The sequence below is a fragment of the Arthrobacter sp. P4_F11 genome (assembly GCF_056401395.1).
In genome coordinates this window covers 101,387-117,426 of sequence record NZ_JBFUJK010000008.1, presented here as the reverse complement: position 1 = coordinate 117,426, position 16,040 = coordinate 101,387, and the positions used below count along the sequence as shown (strand labels likewise).

The following is a 16,040-nucleotide window of genomic DNA, read 5'->3' as shown; positions in this document are numbered from 1 at the left end:
TGTATTAGCCGGGCGGTTGCCCGCGCAGGCGTAGTCGTCATCAGCCACTCTAGCCGTGTGGGCTGATGGATGCGTAGCCGCCCTATGGACCCGTCCCCGTATTTCACGGGCATACTGGTTGTGTGACGAAGCGCTGCCCGGCAGCCTCCGGATCGGTCTGTGTGACGCAGAATATGGCGGATCGCGGTGCCAACAGCTTGAAGCGAGAGCTCAAAGGGTGTTGGCTTGGAGTAATGGAAATCACTAGTGCCATTGAAAACATGAAGCAATTCAAAAAGCATAGGAGCAACACGTGAGCGAGGCCGACGCCGCCACTTCGGTAAATGTGGCGGAGAAACTGGGTTTCAAAGACGGGGACCTGATTCAGGAATTCGGTTATGACGACGATGTCGACTTCGACTTGCGGGACGATATCGAAGATCTCACGGGCTCTGAGCTTCTCGATGAGGACGATCACGAGGTCGTCGATGCCGCCATTCTCTGGTGGCGGGCAGGTGACGGAGACCTCGTGGACACGCTGGTCGATTCGCTGACCACTCTCACCGAGGGCGGCGTTGTCTGGGTCCTGACTCCCAAGTCCGGCCGGGACGGCTACGTCTCGCCCGCCGACATCCAGGACGCCGCGCCCACCGCAGGGCTCCACTACACCACCTCCGCCGGCGTCTCGAAGGACTGGAGCGCCACCCGGTTGGTCACGCGGAAGAACAAGTGACCCAAGCGGTCCAGCACGAGGGCTCCGCCGTGAGTCCTGTTCCCGGCGCCGTTCCTGGCATCGGCGATGCCGCGCCGGATTTCGAGCTCGCCAATCAATTCGGGGAACCGGTGCGCCTCTCGGACTTCCGCGGCCGCAACGTCGCCATAGTCTTCTACCCGTTTGCCTTCTCCGGGATCTGCACCGGGGAACTGTGTGAAATCCGGGACAACCTGGCACTGTTCGAGGATGCCGACGCCGCCGTGCTGGCAGTCTCGGTAGACAGCAAATTCGCCCAGCGTGCCTATGCCGAAAAGGAAGGCTACGGCTTCGATCTGCTGGCCGACTTCTGGCCGCACGGCGCCGTGGCCTCGGCTTACGGCGTGTTCGACCCTGACAGCGGCATGGCGCTGCGCGGCACCTTCATCATCGACGCGGCGGGAATCGTCCGCTACGTCGTGGTGAATCCGCGCGGCCAGGCCCGGGACTTCGCCGAATACCGGGCGGCCCTCGCGGGACTCGGGGGGAGCTGATCCGGTGAGGCAGCGGCGGCCAGGAATCGGCATGACCGGGTTTGCCAGCCTCCCGCCGGTTACGGCAGCCGGGAGCGCCGCGGAACTCCAGCGCACCGAGTTGGAGGCCCTGCAAGGCATCCACGGCCTCCTGTCCGGGGAGCAGTTCGCCGTGCTGACGGGCGCCGGCCTGAGTACGGATTCAGGCATCCCGGACTACCGCGGGCCCGGCGCCGCACCGCGGACCCCCATGACCTACCAGGAATTCATCGGCGAGCCGGGAAACCGGCAGCGCTATTGGGCCCGCAACCACATCGGCTGGTCACATCTGCGCAGGGCGGATCCGAACGATGGCCATGCCGCTGTAGCCCGGCTGGAGCAGCGGGGGCTTCTCACCGGCCTCATCACCCAAAACGTGGACCGGCTCCACGAGGACGCCGGCAGCGTTAACGTCGTGGACCTTCACGGCAGGTTCGACCAGGTGGTGTGCCTGGACTGCCACCGGCGGTTCAGCCGCCGGATGCTGGCCGGTGTCCTGGAAGAACTCAACCCCGGGTTCCTGGAACGGGCACAGGCGGCCGGGGTGGTTGAAATGGCACCGGACGCCGATGCCGCCGTCGAGGACACCGAACTGATTGGATCGTTCATCGTCGCCCGCTGTCCGGCCTGCGGCGGCACCCTGAAACCGGACTTCGTGTACTTCGGGGAAAACGTGCCCAAGGACCGGGTGGAGCGCTCCTACGCCATGGTCGACGCAGCCCGGGCGCTCCTGGTGGCGGGCTCGTCGCTGACCGTGATGAGCGGCCTGCGTTTTGTCCGCCACGCGGCGAAGCAGGGCAAAGCCGTGGTTATCATCAACAGGGGACCGACCCGCGGGGACGGCCTCGCCACCATCAAGCTGGAGGCAGGCGTCAGCGGGGCCCTGACCTGGCTCGCCGCCGAGCTGCCGCCCCTGTAGCGATGGCCGGGCCGATTGGCGCTTGGCCGGTGATGTCCGGTACAGTAGCTGTTCGTTGGTTGAAGCGCTGAGGCGCGGATACCGCGGTTTGGGTCTTTAGCTCAGCTGGTAGAGCGCCACGTTTACACCGTGGATGTCATCGGTTCGATCCCGGTAGGACCCACCACAGAAAACCCCGCCTTTACGGACCACTCGGTCCGGAAGGCGGGGTTTTGTGCGTCCCGGCGGGGGATGCTGCGCGCCCCGAAAATGTCAGGGCTCCGCCCTACTGTGACGGGCATGGAACACGTGATGGTGAAAACAGGCCCGGACGGGCGGCCCCTGGCGGTAGTGCGCGGGGGAAGGGAGTGGTTGATCGGGGCCGAGCCCGTGCGTTGGTTCGAGCGGGTCAGCTGGTGGGAGGCCGAGCGCCGGATGCCCAAGGGCCTGAGCCGTGTGGATGTCGAGGTCTGGCAGGTCCAGGCGAGGCTCGGCCGCAACCGCGGATCTGCCCTGACCACCATGGACCTGATCCGGGACGGCCTCGGTGGGGGCTGGCGGCTGCGGGGGGCCGTTGCGGACGCCGCATAGGCTGCCTGAGAGGGCAACAATCGCCCGGCCCGGCCCGCTCAAAAGGGGACCCCGGACCGTGGTATCACCCGGGCATTGGAAAAGCCTTCCACCGCGACTATTGGGGGATGCCGCGGTGGAAGGCTTGTAATGAATATACCGTGAACGCTTGGAAATGTGAAACACCGGCGGCGTTTCTGCGCGCCAAAATTACGCCAGTCGATGGCCTAATCGCGGGCCCCGCGAGCCCGCCGCCTAGGATGTTTTCATGACCGCCACGAGTGCCCGCCGAATCGCCAGAGTCCGCCCGCTTTCCCCGGCTGCCGGGGACGAATACTTCTTCGTCGCCAACGACGCAGCGGACTTTGGCAGTGCGGCGGGCAGGGTGTGGACGGTGACACCCTCTCCGTTCCCGGGTTCTGCCGCCAATGCCGGCAGCCTGCCCCGCAGAGGTTGGGAGGTCGGCGCGAGGGTGGAGGAAGCGTCGTTCACGTTCCTCGCGCCCTGTGTCCCGGCCAACGTCCTGGGCATGGCGCACAATACCGGTGCCGCCGGTCGCGGGCTTCCGCCGCAGGCCTTCCACAAGGCGTCCACCAGCGTGGTCGGCCCGGGGGACGCGGTTGAACTCCGGCCGGGCGTGGGCCGCGTCGAGCCGGAGGCCGAACTGACCCTCGTCATCGGGAGCAGGGCCCGCGGACTGACGCCCGGCAACGCCATGGGCGCGGTCCTGGGCTACACCATTGGAAATGACGTCTCCGCCAGGAACCTGCAGGAATCCGATGAGCTGTGGATCAGCGCCAAGAGCCAGGACACGTTCACGCCCGTGGGGCCCTGGATCGTCACGGACCTGAACGGTGACGACCTGGCGATCGGCATCAAACACAACGGTCAGGAACTCCAGGCAGCCAGCTCCGCCGACCTTGGCTGGAATGTCGAGGAAATCCTCACCTATCTCACATCCTTCATGACCCTTCACCCGGGTGACCTGGTGCTGACGGGATTCCCCGCCGAGTGTGCGCCGATCGTCCCCGGCGACACCGTCACGTGCCACATTGCCGGCATCGGCGAGCTGACGAACCCCGTGGTATCTGCCGCCTAAGGGACCGGCGGTCCCCGACGAGGCCCGCCGACGGGGGAGCAATGGATGCACGGGCCCTGCCGGTCCCGGTTCAAGGCGCCAGACATTATGATGGTTAGTGTTCAGCTGACTGGACGGCATTCGAACGAGTGGCGCGGCGACTTGCGCGCGATACCTGAAGGAGAATCATGGCCGATTCCCGAGTTTCCCGACCCTCCGACGGATTGGGGAGCGCGTCACCCGCACCGGCTGTCACCCGTGCCGCCGCCGTGATGGAAGCCCTGGCGGCATCCGCGACCGGACGCCTCACGCTCAGTGACCTGTCCCGGGAACTGGGAATCCCGAAGTCCTCCACCTCCAACCTCCTGCTCGCGCTCGAGGAGGCGAGGCTGATCAGCCGCCAGGGCGCGGAGTTCACCCTCGGCCGGAAGTTGGTTGAGCTCGGTGCTGCCTACCTCAGCCGCCTCGACGAGGTCCAGGAGTTCTACCGCTTCTGTGAACAAGCCCCGACGCTTTCGGGAGAGACGGTCCGGATCGCCATGCTGGACGGAACAAATGTCATTTACCTCGCCCGCTACGAAGGGCACCCGGCGGTGCGCCTGACGTCCAATATTGGCGACAAGATGCCCGTGTCCCTCTGTGCTGTGGGCAAGGCACTGATCGCGCGGCTGCATGACCACGACGTCGACGAGATGTTTCCCGACGACGCGACTCTTCCGGTCCTGACGCCGAAGTCGCTCCGCACGGGTGCCGAGCTCAAGGCGCAGCTCACGCTCATCCGGGAGCAGGGGTATGCGTTCGAGGACGAGGAATCCACCACCGGCGTCGTGTGCCTGGCCGTCGCCGTCCCGACCCGGGGCGCACACGGGCCCAGCCTCGGCCTTTCGGTCACCGCGCTGAAGGCGACTTACTCGCAGGAGCAGGGCGCCATGATGGTGAAGGAACTCCAGGACCTCGCCCGGTCCCTCGGCAATCCCATGGGCTAGGGGCCCGCGCCGCGGGGCGTTTTGGGACGCCCCGGAATAAATCTGATTATTCATTGGCTAGGCGATCACTATGCTGTACGCTGTTCAGCATAGTGATCGACTCCTTGGGGTTGCTCACACCCACCAGACCAACGGGGGTCTGGAGTGTTCTTGAGGGAGTGCTTGTGACAACTAGTACTAATACACCGCTCGCTGAAGCGGACGGCGCCGTCGTCGATCCGGAACAGCTGCGACGGGCAACGCTTGCCAGCTCTGTGGGCTCCGCGCTGGAGTACTACGACTTCTACATCTACGGGCTGGCCTCCGCCCTGATCTTCGGCCCGCTGTTCTTCAAACCGCTCGGCGAGGACGGGGCCCTGATTGCATCCTTCGCCACGTACGGTGTGGGCTTCGCGGCCCGGCCCTTCGGCGGGATGGTCTTCGGCTACATCGGCGACCGGTTCGGCCGCAAGATGGTCCTGATCCTCACCATCGGCCTGATGGGGACCGCCAGCTTCGCCATCGGCCTGCTGCCGACGTACGAACAGGCCGGCATGCTCGGCGCCGTTCTTCTGGTGACGCTGCGCATCCTGCAGGGACTGGGTGCCGGCGCTGAACAGGCCGGTGCCACCACGCTCATTTCCGAAGTCGCGCCGCGCCGCCGTCGTGGCTTCTTCGCGTCGCTCCCGTTCGTCGGCATCCAGCTGGGAACCCTGCTCGGCGCCGGAACATTCGCGCTCATTGCCATGGCAGACAAGGCCGTCCTGGAGGGCTGGCTATGGCGGGTGCCCTTCCTGGCCAGCGTGCTCCTGGTTGTGGTGGCCATCTTCATCCGTCTCCGGTTGAAGGAAACGCCCGTCTTCCAGGAACTGGAAAAGCACAAGAACGTGGTCAAGAACCCCATCGGCCAGCTGTGGAAGCACTCGAAGAAGAACGTGCTGATCGGCATCGGCCTGCGGATGGGCGAAAACGGCAATTCCTCGATCTACTCCGCCCTGCTCATCGCGTTCCTGGCGGCCAAGGACGGCGTTTTTCCCGGCGACAAGTTCATCGGTCCGGTCGGCCTGCTCATCGCCGCGGGCTTCGCGGCCGTCATGGTGATCACGTTCGGTGCGCTGTCCGACCGGTTCGGCCGGGTGCCTGTCTACCGCTACGGTGCACTGTTCCAGGCGCTCATCGCGCTGCCGGCGTTCTACCTGGTGACGCTGGGCAATGTCACGCTGGTCTGGATTGTCATGGTGGTGGGCATCGCCCTCGGCGTTCAGTCCATGCTCGGCCCGCAGTGCCCGCTGCTGCCTGAACTCTTCGGCTCGCAGTACCGCTTCACCGGCGTGGCCATGAGCCGGGAGCTCTCCGCCGTCCTGGCCGGCGGACTGGTCCCGCTGGTCGGCGCCGCGCTGCTGGCCGCCACGGACCATTCCTGGCTGGTGCTCGCCATCTACTCGCTGGTCCTGGCGCTGATCTCGTTCGTCACCACCTTCTTCACGCCCGAGACGGTGGGACGCGACCTTCTCCTGACGGAGGATGCGCACTAGGCGGTATCCGGGCCGCAGACGCTCCGTCCGCGCAGCACAGGCCGTGGCCCCTTCCACCCAGGAAGGGGCCACGGCCGTTTCTGCGCGACCCGAATACCACGTCGACGGGCGGAACCCGCCTCGCCCAACGCAAAGGGCGGCCCACCGTTTCCGGTGGGCCGCCCTGTGTGCGCCGCGGCGCTAGTGCAGTGCGAAAGAGTGGACTCAGTAGAAGTGCACCGTGTCCACCTGGTGGGGGAGTTCGCCGCCGTCGAGGTAGGTCCGCAGGTTGCTGCAGAAACGTTCGGTGATCAGCCGGTTTTCGGCGGCACTGAGCGCCGAGGTGTGCGGGGACACCATCACCCTGGGGTGGGTCCACAGCGGGCTGTCCTGCGGCAGTGGCTCCACGGCGAAGACATCGAGGCAGGCATAGGAGACCTGGCCGTTGCCCAGGGCCTCCAGAAGCGCCTCTTCATCCACCACGGTGCCGCGGCCCACGTTGACGAAGACCGTTCCGGGCTTCATTGCGGCGAAGACCTCGCGGCTGAAGAGCTTCTCGGTGTACGGCGTACCGGGCAGGGTATTGACGACGGCGTCGGCGGTGCCCAGCAGGCCGGCGAGGCCGTCGTTGTCCGTGACCGTCTCGATCCCGTCGATGGCCTCCACGGTCCGTTTGGTCCCGCTGACGCTCATGCCCAGGGCGCGGGCGATCCGTGCGGTCTCGAGCCCGATCTCGCCGAGCCCGGTGACCACCAGGCGGGAGCCGTTGACCAGGCGGGTGGGGGTGCGGAGCTCGGGCCAGAGCTTGGCCGCCTGGTCCTGGGCCAGCTCGGCGCTGCGCTTGAAGCCGTTGAGGATGCCCAGGGCGGCGAACTCGGCGAGCGGCAGGGCGTGCACCCCGGCCGAGGTGGTGACCCTGAACTTCTGCAGCGTCGCGGCGTCCAGCCCCGATGCCTTCACGGCACCGCCGGCGCCGGCCGCCATGGCATGGATCCACTCAAGCCGGGGATTGCTGCCGGCGATCCGGGCGAGGCCTGCCGGGCTTTCGTTGGGGAGCCCGTACAGGACCTGGGCCGTGTTGAGCATGTCCCAGTAGCGCTCTTCCTGTTCCGGCGTCCGGCGGAAGTCCGGGTCACCCGCATGGTCGGCGGGAAAACGTTCCGGCGGCAAGAGCTCGGGGTCGTAGAGGACGGTCACGGACGGATCTACGGCGCGGATGCGGTCCACCAGCTCTGCTTCGAGCGGGACGGCGATCGCGACGGTGGTTTTGGTCGTCATAGTGTTCATCATACTGAATGGAGGCTAGGATGCTGAACAGAATTCCAAGATTAACCACGACGAAGTGAGGGCAACGCATGGAGATGGACCGCAGGGAGGCCGGGTTTGTCGGCCTCGGCCTGATGGGCGCGCCGATGGCCGCCAACCTCCTCGCGGCAGGATGGACCGTCACCGCCTGGAACCGTTCGCCGGCGGCGCTGGACGCCTTCGAGGCCCAGGGCGGCTCGCGCGTGGCCAAGGTCGAGGGGCTCCGCGACCAGCCCGTCATCGTCTTCATGCTGCCGGATCTGTCCGACATTGAGGACGCGAGTGCCGCGCTCCTGGCCGGCTGGACCGCCAGCCCGCCCGCGCCCGGAACCGCCGTCGTGGTCATGAGCAGCGTCTCGCCGTCCGGCGTGCGGGACTTCGGGGCACGGGTCGCGGAGGCGAGCGGAGGCAACGCCGTCGTCGTTGATGCGCCCGTCAGCGGCGGCACCAAGGGCGCGGCGGACGGCACCCTTGCCATCATGGCGGGCGCCAGCGACGGCGACTTCCGCCGGCTCCTGCCGCTCTTTGGCGCGATGGGCAGCACCGTGCGGCGGCTGGGACCGCTGGGATCGGGGTCGCTCGCCAAGGCGTGCAACCAGCTGATCGTGGGAACCACGACGGCGGCGCTCGCCGAGGCCGCGGAGCTCGCCGAACGCTCCGGCATGGAGGTGCCCGCCCTTTACGAGGTGCTCGCGGGCGGACTGGCGGGCAGCCGGGTCCTGGACATCGTGGGCCCGCGGCTCGCCGCCAGGGACTACGAGCCCACCGGACCCGCCAAGTTCATGCACAAGGACCTCTCCTTCGTGCTCGAGAGCGCCGCGGCCGCGGGTGCCGCAGTGCCGATGGCGGCCGCCGGCGCCGAGCTCTACGCGGAACTCAAGCGCCAGGGGCTGGGGGACCGGGACCTCGCCGTCGTGCGGCAGGCCATTTCCAACCTCAGCGACAACGCACGTGACAACCCCAGCGACAAGCCAACAGCCAACACAGCAGCAAAGACCAATGAGGATCAGTGAACCATGAGTGGACTTTTTGACCTGACCGGGCGCGTGGCCCTGGTGACCGGTTCGAGCCGGGGAATCGGCAACGCCCTGGCCCGGGCCCTGGCCGACGCCGGCGCCACCGTGGTGCTCAACGGCATCAACCCCGAGCGTCTCAAGGCCGCCGAGGCCGCGATGGCCGCGGACTACGCGCCGGGCCGGGTGCACAGCTGCGCCTTCGACGTCACCAGCGACACCGGGGCTGCCCGGGGCATCGCCTGGGTGGAGGAGAACGTTGGCCCGCTGGACATCCTGGTCAACAACGCCGGCATCCAGCACCGGGTCCCGATGCTCGAGCTCGACGTGGCCGACTGGGAACGGGTGATCTCCACGGACCTGACCAGCGCGTTCCTGGTGGGGCGGGAAGCGGCCCGGCACATGATCCCGCGGGGCCGGGGCAAGATCATCAACATCTGCTCGGTTCAGACCGACCTCGCCCGGCCCACCATCGCGCCCTACATCGCGGCGAAGGGCGGTCTGCGGAACCTGACCCGGGCCATGACCGCGGAATGGGCCGCCTCGGGCCTGCAGATCAACGGGATCGCGCCGGGCTACATCCACACCGAGATGACCCAAAACCTTGTTGACGATGAGCAGTTCAACGCCTGGATCCTGGGCCGGACCCCCGCGCACCGCTGGGGGACCGTGCAGGACCTGGCCGGACCCGCCGTGTGGCTGGCCTCCGACGGGTCAGACTTCGTCAACGGCCAGACCATCTTCATCGACGGCGGAATGACGGTGGTGGTCTGATGGGCACCGTGGCAGCACTTCCGGCCACGGCCGCGGCCGTGGTGGCCCACGCCGCGGGCGACCTGCGGATCGAGGATATCCCCGTGCCCGCGCCGGCGCCCGGTGAAGCCGTCATCGACGTGGCCTTCGGCGGCATCTGCGGCTCAGACCTGCACTACTGGCTGCACGGCGCCGCGGGCGAATCCGTCCTCAAGGCTCCCATGGTCCTGGGCCACGAGATCGTGGGGACCGTGATCCGCGCCGCCGCTGACGGCTCGGGACCGGGGCCCGGCACGGCCGTCGCGGTGCATCCCGCCACGCCGGGCCCGGGCGGCGCCCGGTACCCGGCGGAGCGTTCGAATCTGTCACCGGGCTGCACCTATCTGGGCAGCGCCGCACGGTTTCCGCACACGGACGGGGCATTCAGCCGGTATGTGAACCTGCCGGCCCGGATGCTCCGGCCGCTGCCGGCGGGGCTGGACCTGCGGACCGCGGCCCTGGCGGAACCGGCCAGCGTCGCCTGGCACGCCGTGTCGCGCGGCGGGGCCGTGGCGGGAAAGACGGCGCTGGTGATCGGCAGCGGTCCCATCGGGGCCCTGGCCGTGGCCGTGCTCAAACGCGCCGGCGCCGGCCGGATCGTGGCCGTGGACATGCACGAGCGGCCGCTGGAGATAGCCCGTGCCGTGGGGGCCGACGCGGTCCTCAAGGGGGACGACGCCGGGGCGATCGCCGCGGTTGAGGCGGACGTCGTCATCGAGTCCTCGGGCAGCCACCGGGGCCTGGCCTCGGCGATCACGGGCGCGGTCCGTGGCGGCAGGGTGGTGATGGTGGGGCTGCTGCCTTCCGGCCCGCAGCCGGTCCTGATCTCCCTGGCCATTACCCGCGAGCTGGAGCTGGTGGGCTCCTTCCGCTTCAATGACGAAATCGATGACGTCATAGCGGCGCTCGCCGACGGCTCCCTGCGGGTGGACCCCGTGGTGACCCATACCTTTGGCCTGGACCGCGGACTGGAAGCGTTCGAGGTCGCCAGGAACGCGGCTGTTTCGGGGAAGGTGCTGCTGGACTTCAGGCCGGCACCGGCGTGAGGAGCGCCGCCGTCGGGCCCGGGACGGCCAGTGGCGGGTTAGTGGCGCTCGACCGGGACAAACACCCGCGGCTGGTTCTTCCAGCTAGGCTCCATCTCCGAAATGGTCTCGCGCATGATCCGGTTCGAGGCCTCGCGGGCGGCGGCGGCATCCCCGGCGGCGATGGCCTCGGCGACCTCCACGTGCCAGCGCAGCGCCGTCTCCCGCGGATGGTCCGGCATCAGGCCGTGGATGGTGCGGCCGGTCAGCGTCTCGGTCACCTGGCCCACCATGTTGGCGAACATCTCGTTGCCCGAGCCGGTCAGCAGCAGGGAATGGAACAGGATGTCCAGCTCGAGGAACCGGGGCACGTCCCCGGCCTGCCCGGCGTCGCGCATGGCGTGCGAGATCTCCACGAGCTCCCGGCGGAGCTCCTCGGGGGCGTTGGCCGCGGCCAGCTCGGCGGCCACCGGCTCGACGGCGGTGCGGAGTTCGGCCAGGGAGCGCAGCTGGGCGCCGCGGCCTTCGCCGGCCAGCCGCCAGCGGATCACGAGCGGGTCGAAGGGGTTCCACCGGTTCGAGGGCAGCACCCGGATGCCGACGCGTTTGATGGTCTCCACCAGGCCCAGGGACTGGAGGACCCGGACCGCCTCCCGGACCACCGAGCGGGAGACCTTGAGTTCGTCCTCAAGGTGCTCGGCAAGCATGACGTGACCGGCCGGAAGCTCGCCGGCCACGATCCGGGTCCCGAGGTGCTCAATGGCACGGTGGTGGAGGCTGGTTGACATAGTCGTAAGCATAATGCGGTGGGCATGGTCCGGGCCGACCGGAGGGGCGCACGCCGGTGATCATAGACTGTTTATGACGCGCAGCATTCCGCTCCGTGGGCGCGGCTTTCCCGCGGCCCGCGGATATACATATGGTTTAAGGACAGCCACAATCCTCAAGAGCGGGTTCCGCCCTCCGCGGCGCAACCTGCCGAGTCCTAGATGAACGTCTGAGACGAATCGCCGTACACGTGGTCTACAGAAATCATCGTGTACAAAAATGAATTGGAGTTTTTGATGTCAGCACACATCGGTGTTACCGGCCTCGCGGTGATGGGGGCCAACCTCGCACGCAACCTGGCCCGGAACGGCTTCACCGTTGCCCTGCACAACCGGTCCGTGGAAAAGACAGACACCCTGCTCGCCAAGTACGGCGATGAGGGCGACTTCGTCCGCACCGAGACCCTCCAGGAACTCGTTGATTCGCTGGAGAAGCCGCGCCGCGTGCTGATCATGGTCAAGGCCGGCAAGCCGGTCGACTCCGTGATCGAGCAGCTTGAGCCGCTGCTGGAAGCGGGCGACATCATCATCGACGCCGGCAACTCGCACTACGAGGACACCCGCCGCCGCGAGGCTGCGCTCGCCAAGAAGGACCTGCACTTCGTCGGCATCGGTGTCTCCGGTGGCGAGGAAGGTGCCCTCAACGGCCCCTCAATCATGCCGGGCGGTTCCAAGGAGTCCTACGACGCCCTCGGCCCGCTGCTGGAAAAGATCGCCGCGCACGTCGACGGCCAGCCCTGCTGCGCCTGGATCGGCACCGACGGCGCCGGCCATTTCGTCAAGATGGTCCACAACGGCATCGAATACGCCGACATGCAGGTCATCGGCGAGGCCTTCGACCTCCTGCGCTCCGGCGCCGGGATCGAACCGGCCGAGCAGGCCAAGATCTTCGAAGAGTGGAACAAGGGTGACCTCGCCTCCTTCCTGATCGAAATCTCCGCCGAGGTCCTCGGCCACGTCGATGCGAAGACCGGCAAGCCGTTCGTCGACGTCGTGGTGGATGCCGCCGGCCAGAAGGGCACCGGCCGCTGGACGGTCATCTCCGCCCTTGAGCTCGGCTCCCCGACGTCGGGCATTGCCGAGTCCGTCTTCGCCCGGGCCCTGTCCTCACAGGCCGAGCAGCGCGTGCTGGCACAGGAGCTGCTGGCCGGCGGCGAGGCCGCCGTCGAGGTCTCCGAGAGCTTCGTCGAGGACGTCCGCCAGGCGCTCTACGCCTCCAAGCTGGTCTCCTACGCCCAGGGACTGGACATGCTCACCTCCGCGGCCAAGGAATACGGCTGGGACCTGAAGCTGGATGAAATCGCCTCGCTGTGGCGCGGCGGCTGCATCATCCGTGCGGAACTGCTCAAGGAGATCACCAAGGCCTACGCCGCTGAGGAGAAGCCGGCCAACCTGCTCTTCGCCCCGGCGTTCACCAAGGCGATCGCCGAAGTCCTTCCGGCCTGGCGCCGGGTGGTGTCCACCGCGGTGCAGCTCGGCATCCCGGTGCCGGTGTTCTCCTCCTCGCTGGCCTACTACGACGGCCTGCGCCGCAAGCGCCTGCCGGCCGCCGTCATCCAGGGCCAGCGTGACCTCTTCGGGGCGCACACCTACGGCCGCGTCGACGCCGAGGGCACGTTCCACACCCTCTGGGGCGAGGACAAGTCCGAGATCGAGGCAGTCGACACCCACTGACCCACCCCGTTCCGACGCGACGGCCGGTGCTTTCCAGATACGCTGGGAGGCGCCGGCCGTCCGTGTTTCCGCACCGCTCCTGCCCCGGGAGTTCAGCGCCCTAGGAGTTCAACTCATGCCCCAGCCCGTAGCATTTGTCACCGGTGCCTCCACCGGCATCGGCTTCGAAACCGCGAAAAAGCTTGCCTCGGCCGGCTTCACCGTCTATGCCGGGGCCCGCAGGGTGGAGCTGATGGAGCCGCTGAAGGCATCCGGGGTCAAGGTGGTGGCACTGGACGTGACCGATGAGGCCTCGATGAGCGCCGCCGTCGGGGACGTGCTGGCAGCACACGGCCGGATCGACGTCCTGGTCAACAACGCCGGCTACGGGACGTACGGTTCGCTCGAGGAGGTCGAACTGGCTGAGGGCCGGCGGCAATTCGACGTGAACGTCTTCGGCCTGGCGCGCATGACGCAGCTCGTGATCCCCGCCATGCGGGCCGCCCGTTCGGGCAGGATCATCAACATCTCATCGATCGGCGGCAAGATGTACGAGCCGCTGGGCGCCTGGTACCACGCGACCAAGTTCGCCGTGGAGGGCCTGAGCGATTCGCTGCGGCTCGAGCTCAAGCCGCACGGTATTGATGTGGCCGTCATCGAGCCGGCCGGGACGCAGTCCGAGTGGGGCGCCATTGCGGCGCAGGGGCTGCTGGCCAGCTCCGGAAACGGCCCCTATGCGGCCCAGGCCAAGGTGGTGGCGGCGGCGCTGGGCACCACGGACAACCCCGCAACGTCGTCGCGGCCCGAGCTCGCGGCCGAGGCGATCCTGCACGCCGCGACCGCGCGGCGGCCCAAGACGCGGTACCCGGTGGGTGCCAGCGCCCGGGGGATCCTGCTGCTGCGCCACCTGCTGCCGGACCGGGCGTTCGACGCCGTCCTCTGGAACATCTACAAACGGTTCCCCGGCTAAGACGCCCTAGATGTGGTAATCGATCAGGTATTCGGCCGGGTCGACGGCGGGCTTGGTCTCGCGCTGCGCGTCGCGGTGCCGCCAGGTGGCCGGCACGCCGGTGACGATTGATTCGGCCGGGGCATCCTTGACCACCACGGCGTTGGCGCCGACGGCGCTGTCCCGGCCGATGGTGATGGGACCCAGAACCTTGGCCCCGGCACCGATCACCACGCGGTCCTCGATGGTGGGGTGGCGTTTGATTTTGGCGAGCGAGCGGCCGCCGAGGGTCACGCCGTGGTAGATCATGACGTCCTCGCCGATCTCGGCGGTCTCGCCGATGACCACGCCCATGCCGTGGTCGATGAAGAAGCGCCGGCCGATGGTCGCGCCGGGGTGGATCTCGATGCCGGTGAGGAACCGGGCGAGTTGGGAGATGAGCCGCGCCGGGAACCGCAGGGCCGGGTTTTGCCACAGCCGGTGCGTCAGGCGGTGGAACCAGATCGCGTGCAGGCCGGAATAGGCGAAGAAGTTCTCAAAAGAACCTCGAGCCGCCGGGTCGTGGGACCGGGCGGCGTCGAGGTCTTCCTTCAGTCTTGCGAAGAAGCTCACAAAGACCTTTCTGGGCAATCGTGGGTCAGCGGACTTAGCCGCGGATGTCGTCGTACAGCACGGTGGAGATGTAACGCTCACCAAAGTCGCAAACCACAGCAACAATGAGTTTACCGGCGTTCTCCGGGCGCTTGGCGAGCTCCAGGGCCGCCCAGACGATGGCGCCGGAGGAGATGCCGCCCAGGATGCCTTCCTTGATGCCGAGCTCGCGCGCGACGCGGACGGAGTCTTCCAGCGTGGCGTCGATGACCTCGTCATAGACGTTGGTGTCCAGGATTTCCGGGACGAAGTTCGCGCCGAGGCCCTGGATCTTGTGCGGGCCCGGGGCGCCACCGTTGAGGATGGCGGAGTCCTTCGGCTCGACGGCGACGATCTGGACCTCCGGCTTGCGTTCCTTCAGGACCTGGCCGACGCCGGTAACGGTGCCGCCGGTGCCGACACCGGCGACGAAGATGTCCACCTTGCCGTCGGTGTCGACCCAGATTTCCTCGGCCGTGGTGCGGCGGTGGACCTCCGGGTTGGCCTCGTTGGCGAACTGCTGGGCCCAGATGGAGTTCTCCGTGTTGGCCACGATCTCCTGGGCCTTCTCCACGGCACCGCGCATGCCCTCGGAGCCGGGGGTCAGGACAATCTCGGCGCCGTACGCGCGCAGCATGACCCGGCGCTCGGTGGACATGGTTTCCGGCATAGTCAGGATGACCCGGTAGCCGCGGGCCGCGCCCACCATGGCCAGGGCGATTCCGGTGTTGCCGGACGTGCCTTCGACAATGGTGCCGCCGGGCTTGAGGGCACCGGACTTCTCGGCAGCATCAATGATGGCGACGCCGATCCGGTCCTTGACGCTGTTGGCCGGGTTGTAGAACTCCAGCTTGACCGCCACAGTGGCGTCCAGGCCTTCGGTCAGCCGGTTCAGCCGGACCAGCGGAGTTCCGCCCACCAGCTGGGTTACATCGTCATAGATCGGTGCCATGTATGTATGCCTGTCTTTGAAGAGGGTTGACTGAGGTCAGCCTAACGAGCGGTCACAGGCCCTAGCTAAGCATTAAGCCATGCAGAGTAATATTTCCTCGCCTTAGCCAGCTTCGGGTTGATGATGACCTGGCAGTAGCCCTGCTCCGGGTACTTGGCGAAGAAGTCCTGGTGGATTTCCTCGGCCACATGGAACTTCGGCAGCCGGCTGACCTCGGTGACGATCGGGTGCCGCCACAGGGCCTGGTTCCGTTCGATCGCCTCCTCGAACAGGATCTTTTCCTCGGTGGTCTCGTAAAACATTGAGGAACGGTACTGGGTCCCGACGTCGTAGCCCTGCCGGTTCAGCGTGGTTGGGTCGTGGAGGGCGAAGAACATGTCCAGGATGACTTCGGCGGGAATGACGTCCTCGTCGAATGTCACCGCCACCACCTCGGCGTGGCCTGTGGTCCCGGAGCACACAGAGTAGTAGTCGGGGTTGTGGTCATGGCCGCCGGTGTAGCCCGAGACGACCGAGCTGACGCCCTTGGTTTTCTGGTAGACGGCGTCGAGGCACCAGAAGCAGCCTCCGCCGAGCACAAAAGTTCTCATGCACTGTTCAATGGTTCGAGGGCCCCGATGATTCCCC

17 protein-coding genes and 1 tRNA gene are annotated in these 16,040 nt (G+C 67.3%); 13 read left to right on the top strand and 5 right to left on the bottom strand.

Annotation, left to right across the window (positions count from 1 at the left end):
- Nucleotides 1-292 precede the first annotated feature (292 nt).
- The 8 genes from AC1DRO_RS11095 to AC1DRO_RS11060 all read left to right on the top strand — a co-directional run bounded on the left by AC1DRO_RS11095 (nucleotide 293) and on the right by AC1DRO_RS11060 (nucleotide 6,288).
- Nucleotides 293-712 (top strand): DUF3052 domain-containing protein, encoded by a 420-nt coding sequence (locus tag AC1DRO_RS11095; RefSeq protein WP_018773429.1) that lies wholly within the window; start codon nucleotides 293-295, stop codon nucleotides 710-712.
- A complete protein-coding gene (locus AC1DRO_RS11090) occupies nucleotides 709-1,224 on the top strand; it encodes a peroxiredoxin (RefSeq protein WP_476950835.1) in 516 nt (171 codons plus the stop codon). The genes AC1DRO_RS11095 and AC1DRO_RS11090 overlap by 4 nt, the downstream gene beginning before the upstream one ends.
- 4 nt (nucleotides 1,225-1,228) lie before the next feature.
- Nucleotides 1,229-2,161: an NAD-dependent protein deacetylase gene (locus AC1DRO_RS11085; protein ID WP_476950834.1), complete on the top strand. Its 933-nt coding sequence runs from the start codon at nucleotides 1,229-1,231 to the stop codon at nucleotides 2,159-2,161.
- A 90-nt stretch (nucleotides 2,162-2,251) separates the two neighbouring features.
- Nucleotides 2,252-2,327: transfer RNA gene (locus AC1DRO_RS11080), tRNA-Val, on the top strand.
- 113 nt (nucleotides 2,328-2,440) lie between these two features.
- Nucleotides 2,441-2,731 carry a hypothetical protein gene (locus tag AC1DRO_RS11075; RefSeq protein ID WP_476950833.1) on the top strand — a complete coding sequence of 97 codons (291 nt, stop codon included), beginning with the start codon at nucleotides 2,441-2,443 and terminating at the stop codon, nucleotides 2,729-2,731.
- Between the two features lie 247 nt (nucleotides 2,732-2,978).
- Complete coding sequence (locus AC1DRO_RS11070; protein WP_476950832.1) at nucleotides 2,979-3,809, top strand: fumarylacetoacetate hydrolase family protein; 831 nt, start codon at nucleotides 2,979-2,981, stop codon at nucleotides 3,807-3,809.
- A gap of 167 nt (nucleotides 3,810-3,976) precedes the next feature.
- On the top strand, nucleotides 3,977-4,774 hold the full coding sequence (locus tag AC1DRO_RS11065; protein ID WP_476950831.1) for an IclR family transcriptional regulator: 798 nt from the start codon (nucleotides 3,977-3,979) through the stop codon (nucleotides 4,772-4,774).
- Between the two features lie 164 nt (nucleotides 4,775-4,938).
- Nucleotides 4,939-6,288 carry an MFS transporter gene (locus AC1DRO_RS11060; protein ID WP_155855730.1) on the top strand — a complete coding sequence of 450 codons (1,350 nt, stop codon included), beginning with the start codon at nucleotides 4,939-4,941 and terminating at the stop codon, nucleotides 6,286-6,288.
- A gap of 204 nt (nucleotides 6,289-6,492) precedes the next feature.
- On the opposite strand, the gene AC1DRO_RS11055 is transcribed toward AC1DRO_RS11060, so the two are convergent.
- Nucleotides 6,493-7,557: a D-2-hydroxyacid dehydrogenase gene (locus AC1DRO_RS11055; protein ID WP_476950830.1), complete on the bottom strand. Its 1,065-nt coding sequence runs from the start codon at nucleotides 7,555-7,557 to the stop codon at nucleotides 6,493-6,495.
- A gap of 65 nt (nucleotides 7,558-7,622) precedes the next feature.
- Between AC1DRO_RS11055 and AC1DRO_RS11050 the strand changes: the two genes are divergently transcribed.
- Genes AC1DRO_RS11050 through AC1DRO_RS11040 form a run of 3 tightly spaced genes read left to right on the top strand, consistent with a single transcriptional unit; the run spans nucleotide 7,623 to nucleotide 10,423 of the window.
- Nucleotides 7,623-8,585, top strand: coding sequence for an NAD(P)-dependent oxidoreductase (locus tag AC1DRO_RS11050; RefSeq protein ID WP_476950829.1), 963 nt, complete (start codon nucleotides 7,623-7,625; stop codon nucleotides 8,583-8,585).
- Between the two features lie 3 nt (nucleotides 8,586-8,588).
- Complete coding sequence (locus tag AC1DRO_RS11045) at nucleotides 8,589-9,359, top strand: SDR family oxidoreductase (RefSeq protein WP_079554757.1); 771 nt, start codon at nucleotides 8,589-8,591, stop codon at nucleotides 9,357-9,359.
- Nucleotides 9,359-10,423, top strand: coding sequence for an L-idonate 5-dehydrogenase (locus AC1DRO_RS11040; protein ID WP_476950828.1), 1,065 nt, complete (start codon nucleotides 9,359-9,361; stop codon nucleotides 10,421-10,423). The genes AC1DRO_RS11045 and AC1DRO_RS11040 overlap by 1 nt, the downstream gene beginning before the upstream one ends.
- A 38-nt stretch (nucleotides 10,424-10,461) precedes the next feature.
- Here AC1DRO_RS11040 and AC1DRO_RS11035 read toward each other — a convergent pair whose 3' ends face one another.
- Nucleotides 10,462-11,190 (bottom strand): FadR/GntR family transcriptional regulator, encoded by a 729-nt coding sequence (locus AC1DRO_RS11035; protein ID WP_028277812.1) that lies wholly within the window; start codon nucleotides 11,188-11,190, stop codon nucleotides 10,462-10,464.
- A 276-nt stretch (nucleotides 11,191-11,466) separates the two neighbouring features.
- Here AC1DRO_RS11035 and gndA point away from each other — a divergent pair, with 276 nt between their 5' ends.
- On the top strand, nucleotides 11,467-12,903 hold the full coding sequence (gene gndA, locus AC1DRO_RS11030; protein ID WP_476950827.1) for an NADP-dependent phosphogluconate dehydrogenase: 1,437 nt from the start codon (nucleotides 11,467-11,469) through the stop codon (nucleotides 12,901-12,903).
- A 115-nt stretch (nucleotides 12,904-13,018) separates the two neighbouring features.
- Nucleotides 13,019-13,852 carry an oxidoreductase gene (locus AC1DRO_RS11025; protein ID WP_476950826.1) on the top strand — a complete coding sequence of 278 codons (834 nt, stop codon included), beginning with the start codon at nucleotides 13,019-13,021 and terminating at the stop codon, nucleotides 13,850-13,852.
- 6 nt (nucleotides 13,853-13,858) lie between these two features.
- Here the strand turns inward: AC1DRO_RS11025 and epsC are convergent, their stop codons facing one another.
- From epsC to msrA, 3 genes are all read right to left on the bottom strand, one after another.
- Nucleotides 13,859-14,443, bottom strand: coding sequence for a serine O-acetyltransferase EpsC (gene epsC, locus AC1DRO_RS11020; protein ID WP_090953239.1), 585 nt, complete (start codon nucleotides 14,441-14,443; stop codon nucleotides 13,859-13,861).
- A gap of 34 nt (nucleotides 14,444-14,477) precedes the next feature.
- Nucleotides 14,478-15,413 (bottom strand): cysteine synthase A, encoded by a 936-nt coding sequence (cysK, locus tag AC1DRO_RS11015; protein WP_476950825.1) that lies wholly within the window; start codon nucleotides 15,411-15,413, stop codon nucleotides 14,478-14,480.
- A gap of 65 nt (nucleotides 15,414-15,478) precedes the next feature.
- The gene (gene msrA / locus AC1DRO_RS11010; protein ID WP_476950824.1) at nucleotides 15,479-16,003 is read right to left on the bottom strand and encodes a peptide-methionine (S)-S-oxide reductase MsrA; all 525 of its coding nucleotides are present in this window, start codon (nucleotides 16,001-16,003) and stop codon (nucleotides 15,479-15,481) included.
- Between the last annotated feature and the right edge of the window lie 37 nt (nucleotides 16,004-16,040).

What these genes read in the sequence shown, in the direction of transcription:
- AC1DRO_RS11075 (WP_476950833.1), top strand. Translation starts at nt 2,441, where the DNA reads ATGGAACACGTGATGGTGAAAACAGGCCCGGACGGGCGGCCCCTGGCG.
- AC1DRO_RS11070 (WP_476950832.1), top strand. Translation starts at nt 2,979, where the DNA reads ATGACCGCCACGAGTGCCCGCCGAATCGCCAGAGTCCGCCCGCTTTCC.
- AC1DRO_RS11065 (WP_476950831.1), top strand. Translation starts at nt 3,977, where the DNA reads ATGGCCGATTCCCGAGTTTCCCGACCCTCCGACGGATTGGGGAGCGCG.
- AC1DRO_RS11055 (WP_476950830.1), bottom strand. Translation starts at nt 7,557, where the DNA reads ATGATGAACACTATGACGACCAAAACCACCGTCGCGATCGCCGTCCCG.
- AC1DRO_RS11050 (WP_476950829.1), top strand. Translation starts at nt 7,623, where the DNA reads ATGGAGATGGACCGCAGGGAGGCCGGGTTTGTCGGCCTCGGCCTGATG.
- AC1DRO_RS11045 (WP_079554757.1), top strand. Translation starts at nt 8,589, where the DNA reads ATGAGTGGACTTTTTGACCTGACCGGGCGCGTGGCCCTGGTGACCGGT.
- AC1DRO_RS11040 (WP_476950828.1), top strand. Translation starts at nt 9,359, where the DNA reads ATGGGCACCGTGGCAGCACTTCCGGCCACGGCCGCGGCCGTGGTGGCC.
- AC1DRO_RS11035 (WP_028277812.1), bottom strand. Translation starts at nt 11,190, where the DNA reads ATGTCAACCAGCCTCCACCACCGTGCCATTGAGCACCTCGGGACCCGG.
- gndA (WP_476950827.1), top strand. Translation starts at nt 11,467, where the DNA reads ATGTCAGCACACATCGGTGTTACCGGCCTCGCGGTGATGGGGGCCAAC.
- AC1DRO_RS11025 (WP_476950826.1), top strand. Translation starts at nt 13,019, where the DNA reads ATGCCCCAGCCCGTAGCATTTGTCACCGGTGCCTCCACCGGCATCGGC.
- cysK (WP_476950825.1), bottom strand. Translation starts at nt 15,413, where the DNA reads ATGGCACCGATCTATGACGATGTAACCCAGCTGGTGGGCGGAACTCCG.
- msrA (WP_476950824.1), bottom strand. Translation starts at nt 16,003, where the DNA reads ATGAGAACTTTTGTGCTCGGCGGAGGCTGCTTCTGGTGCCTCGACGCC.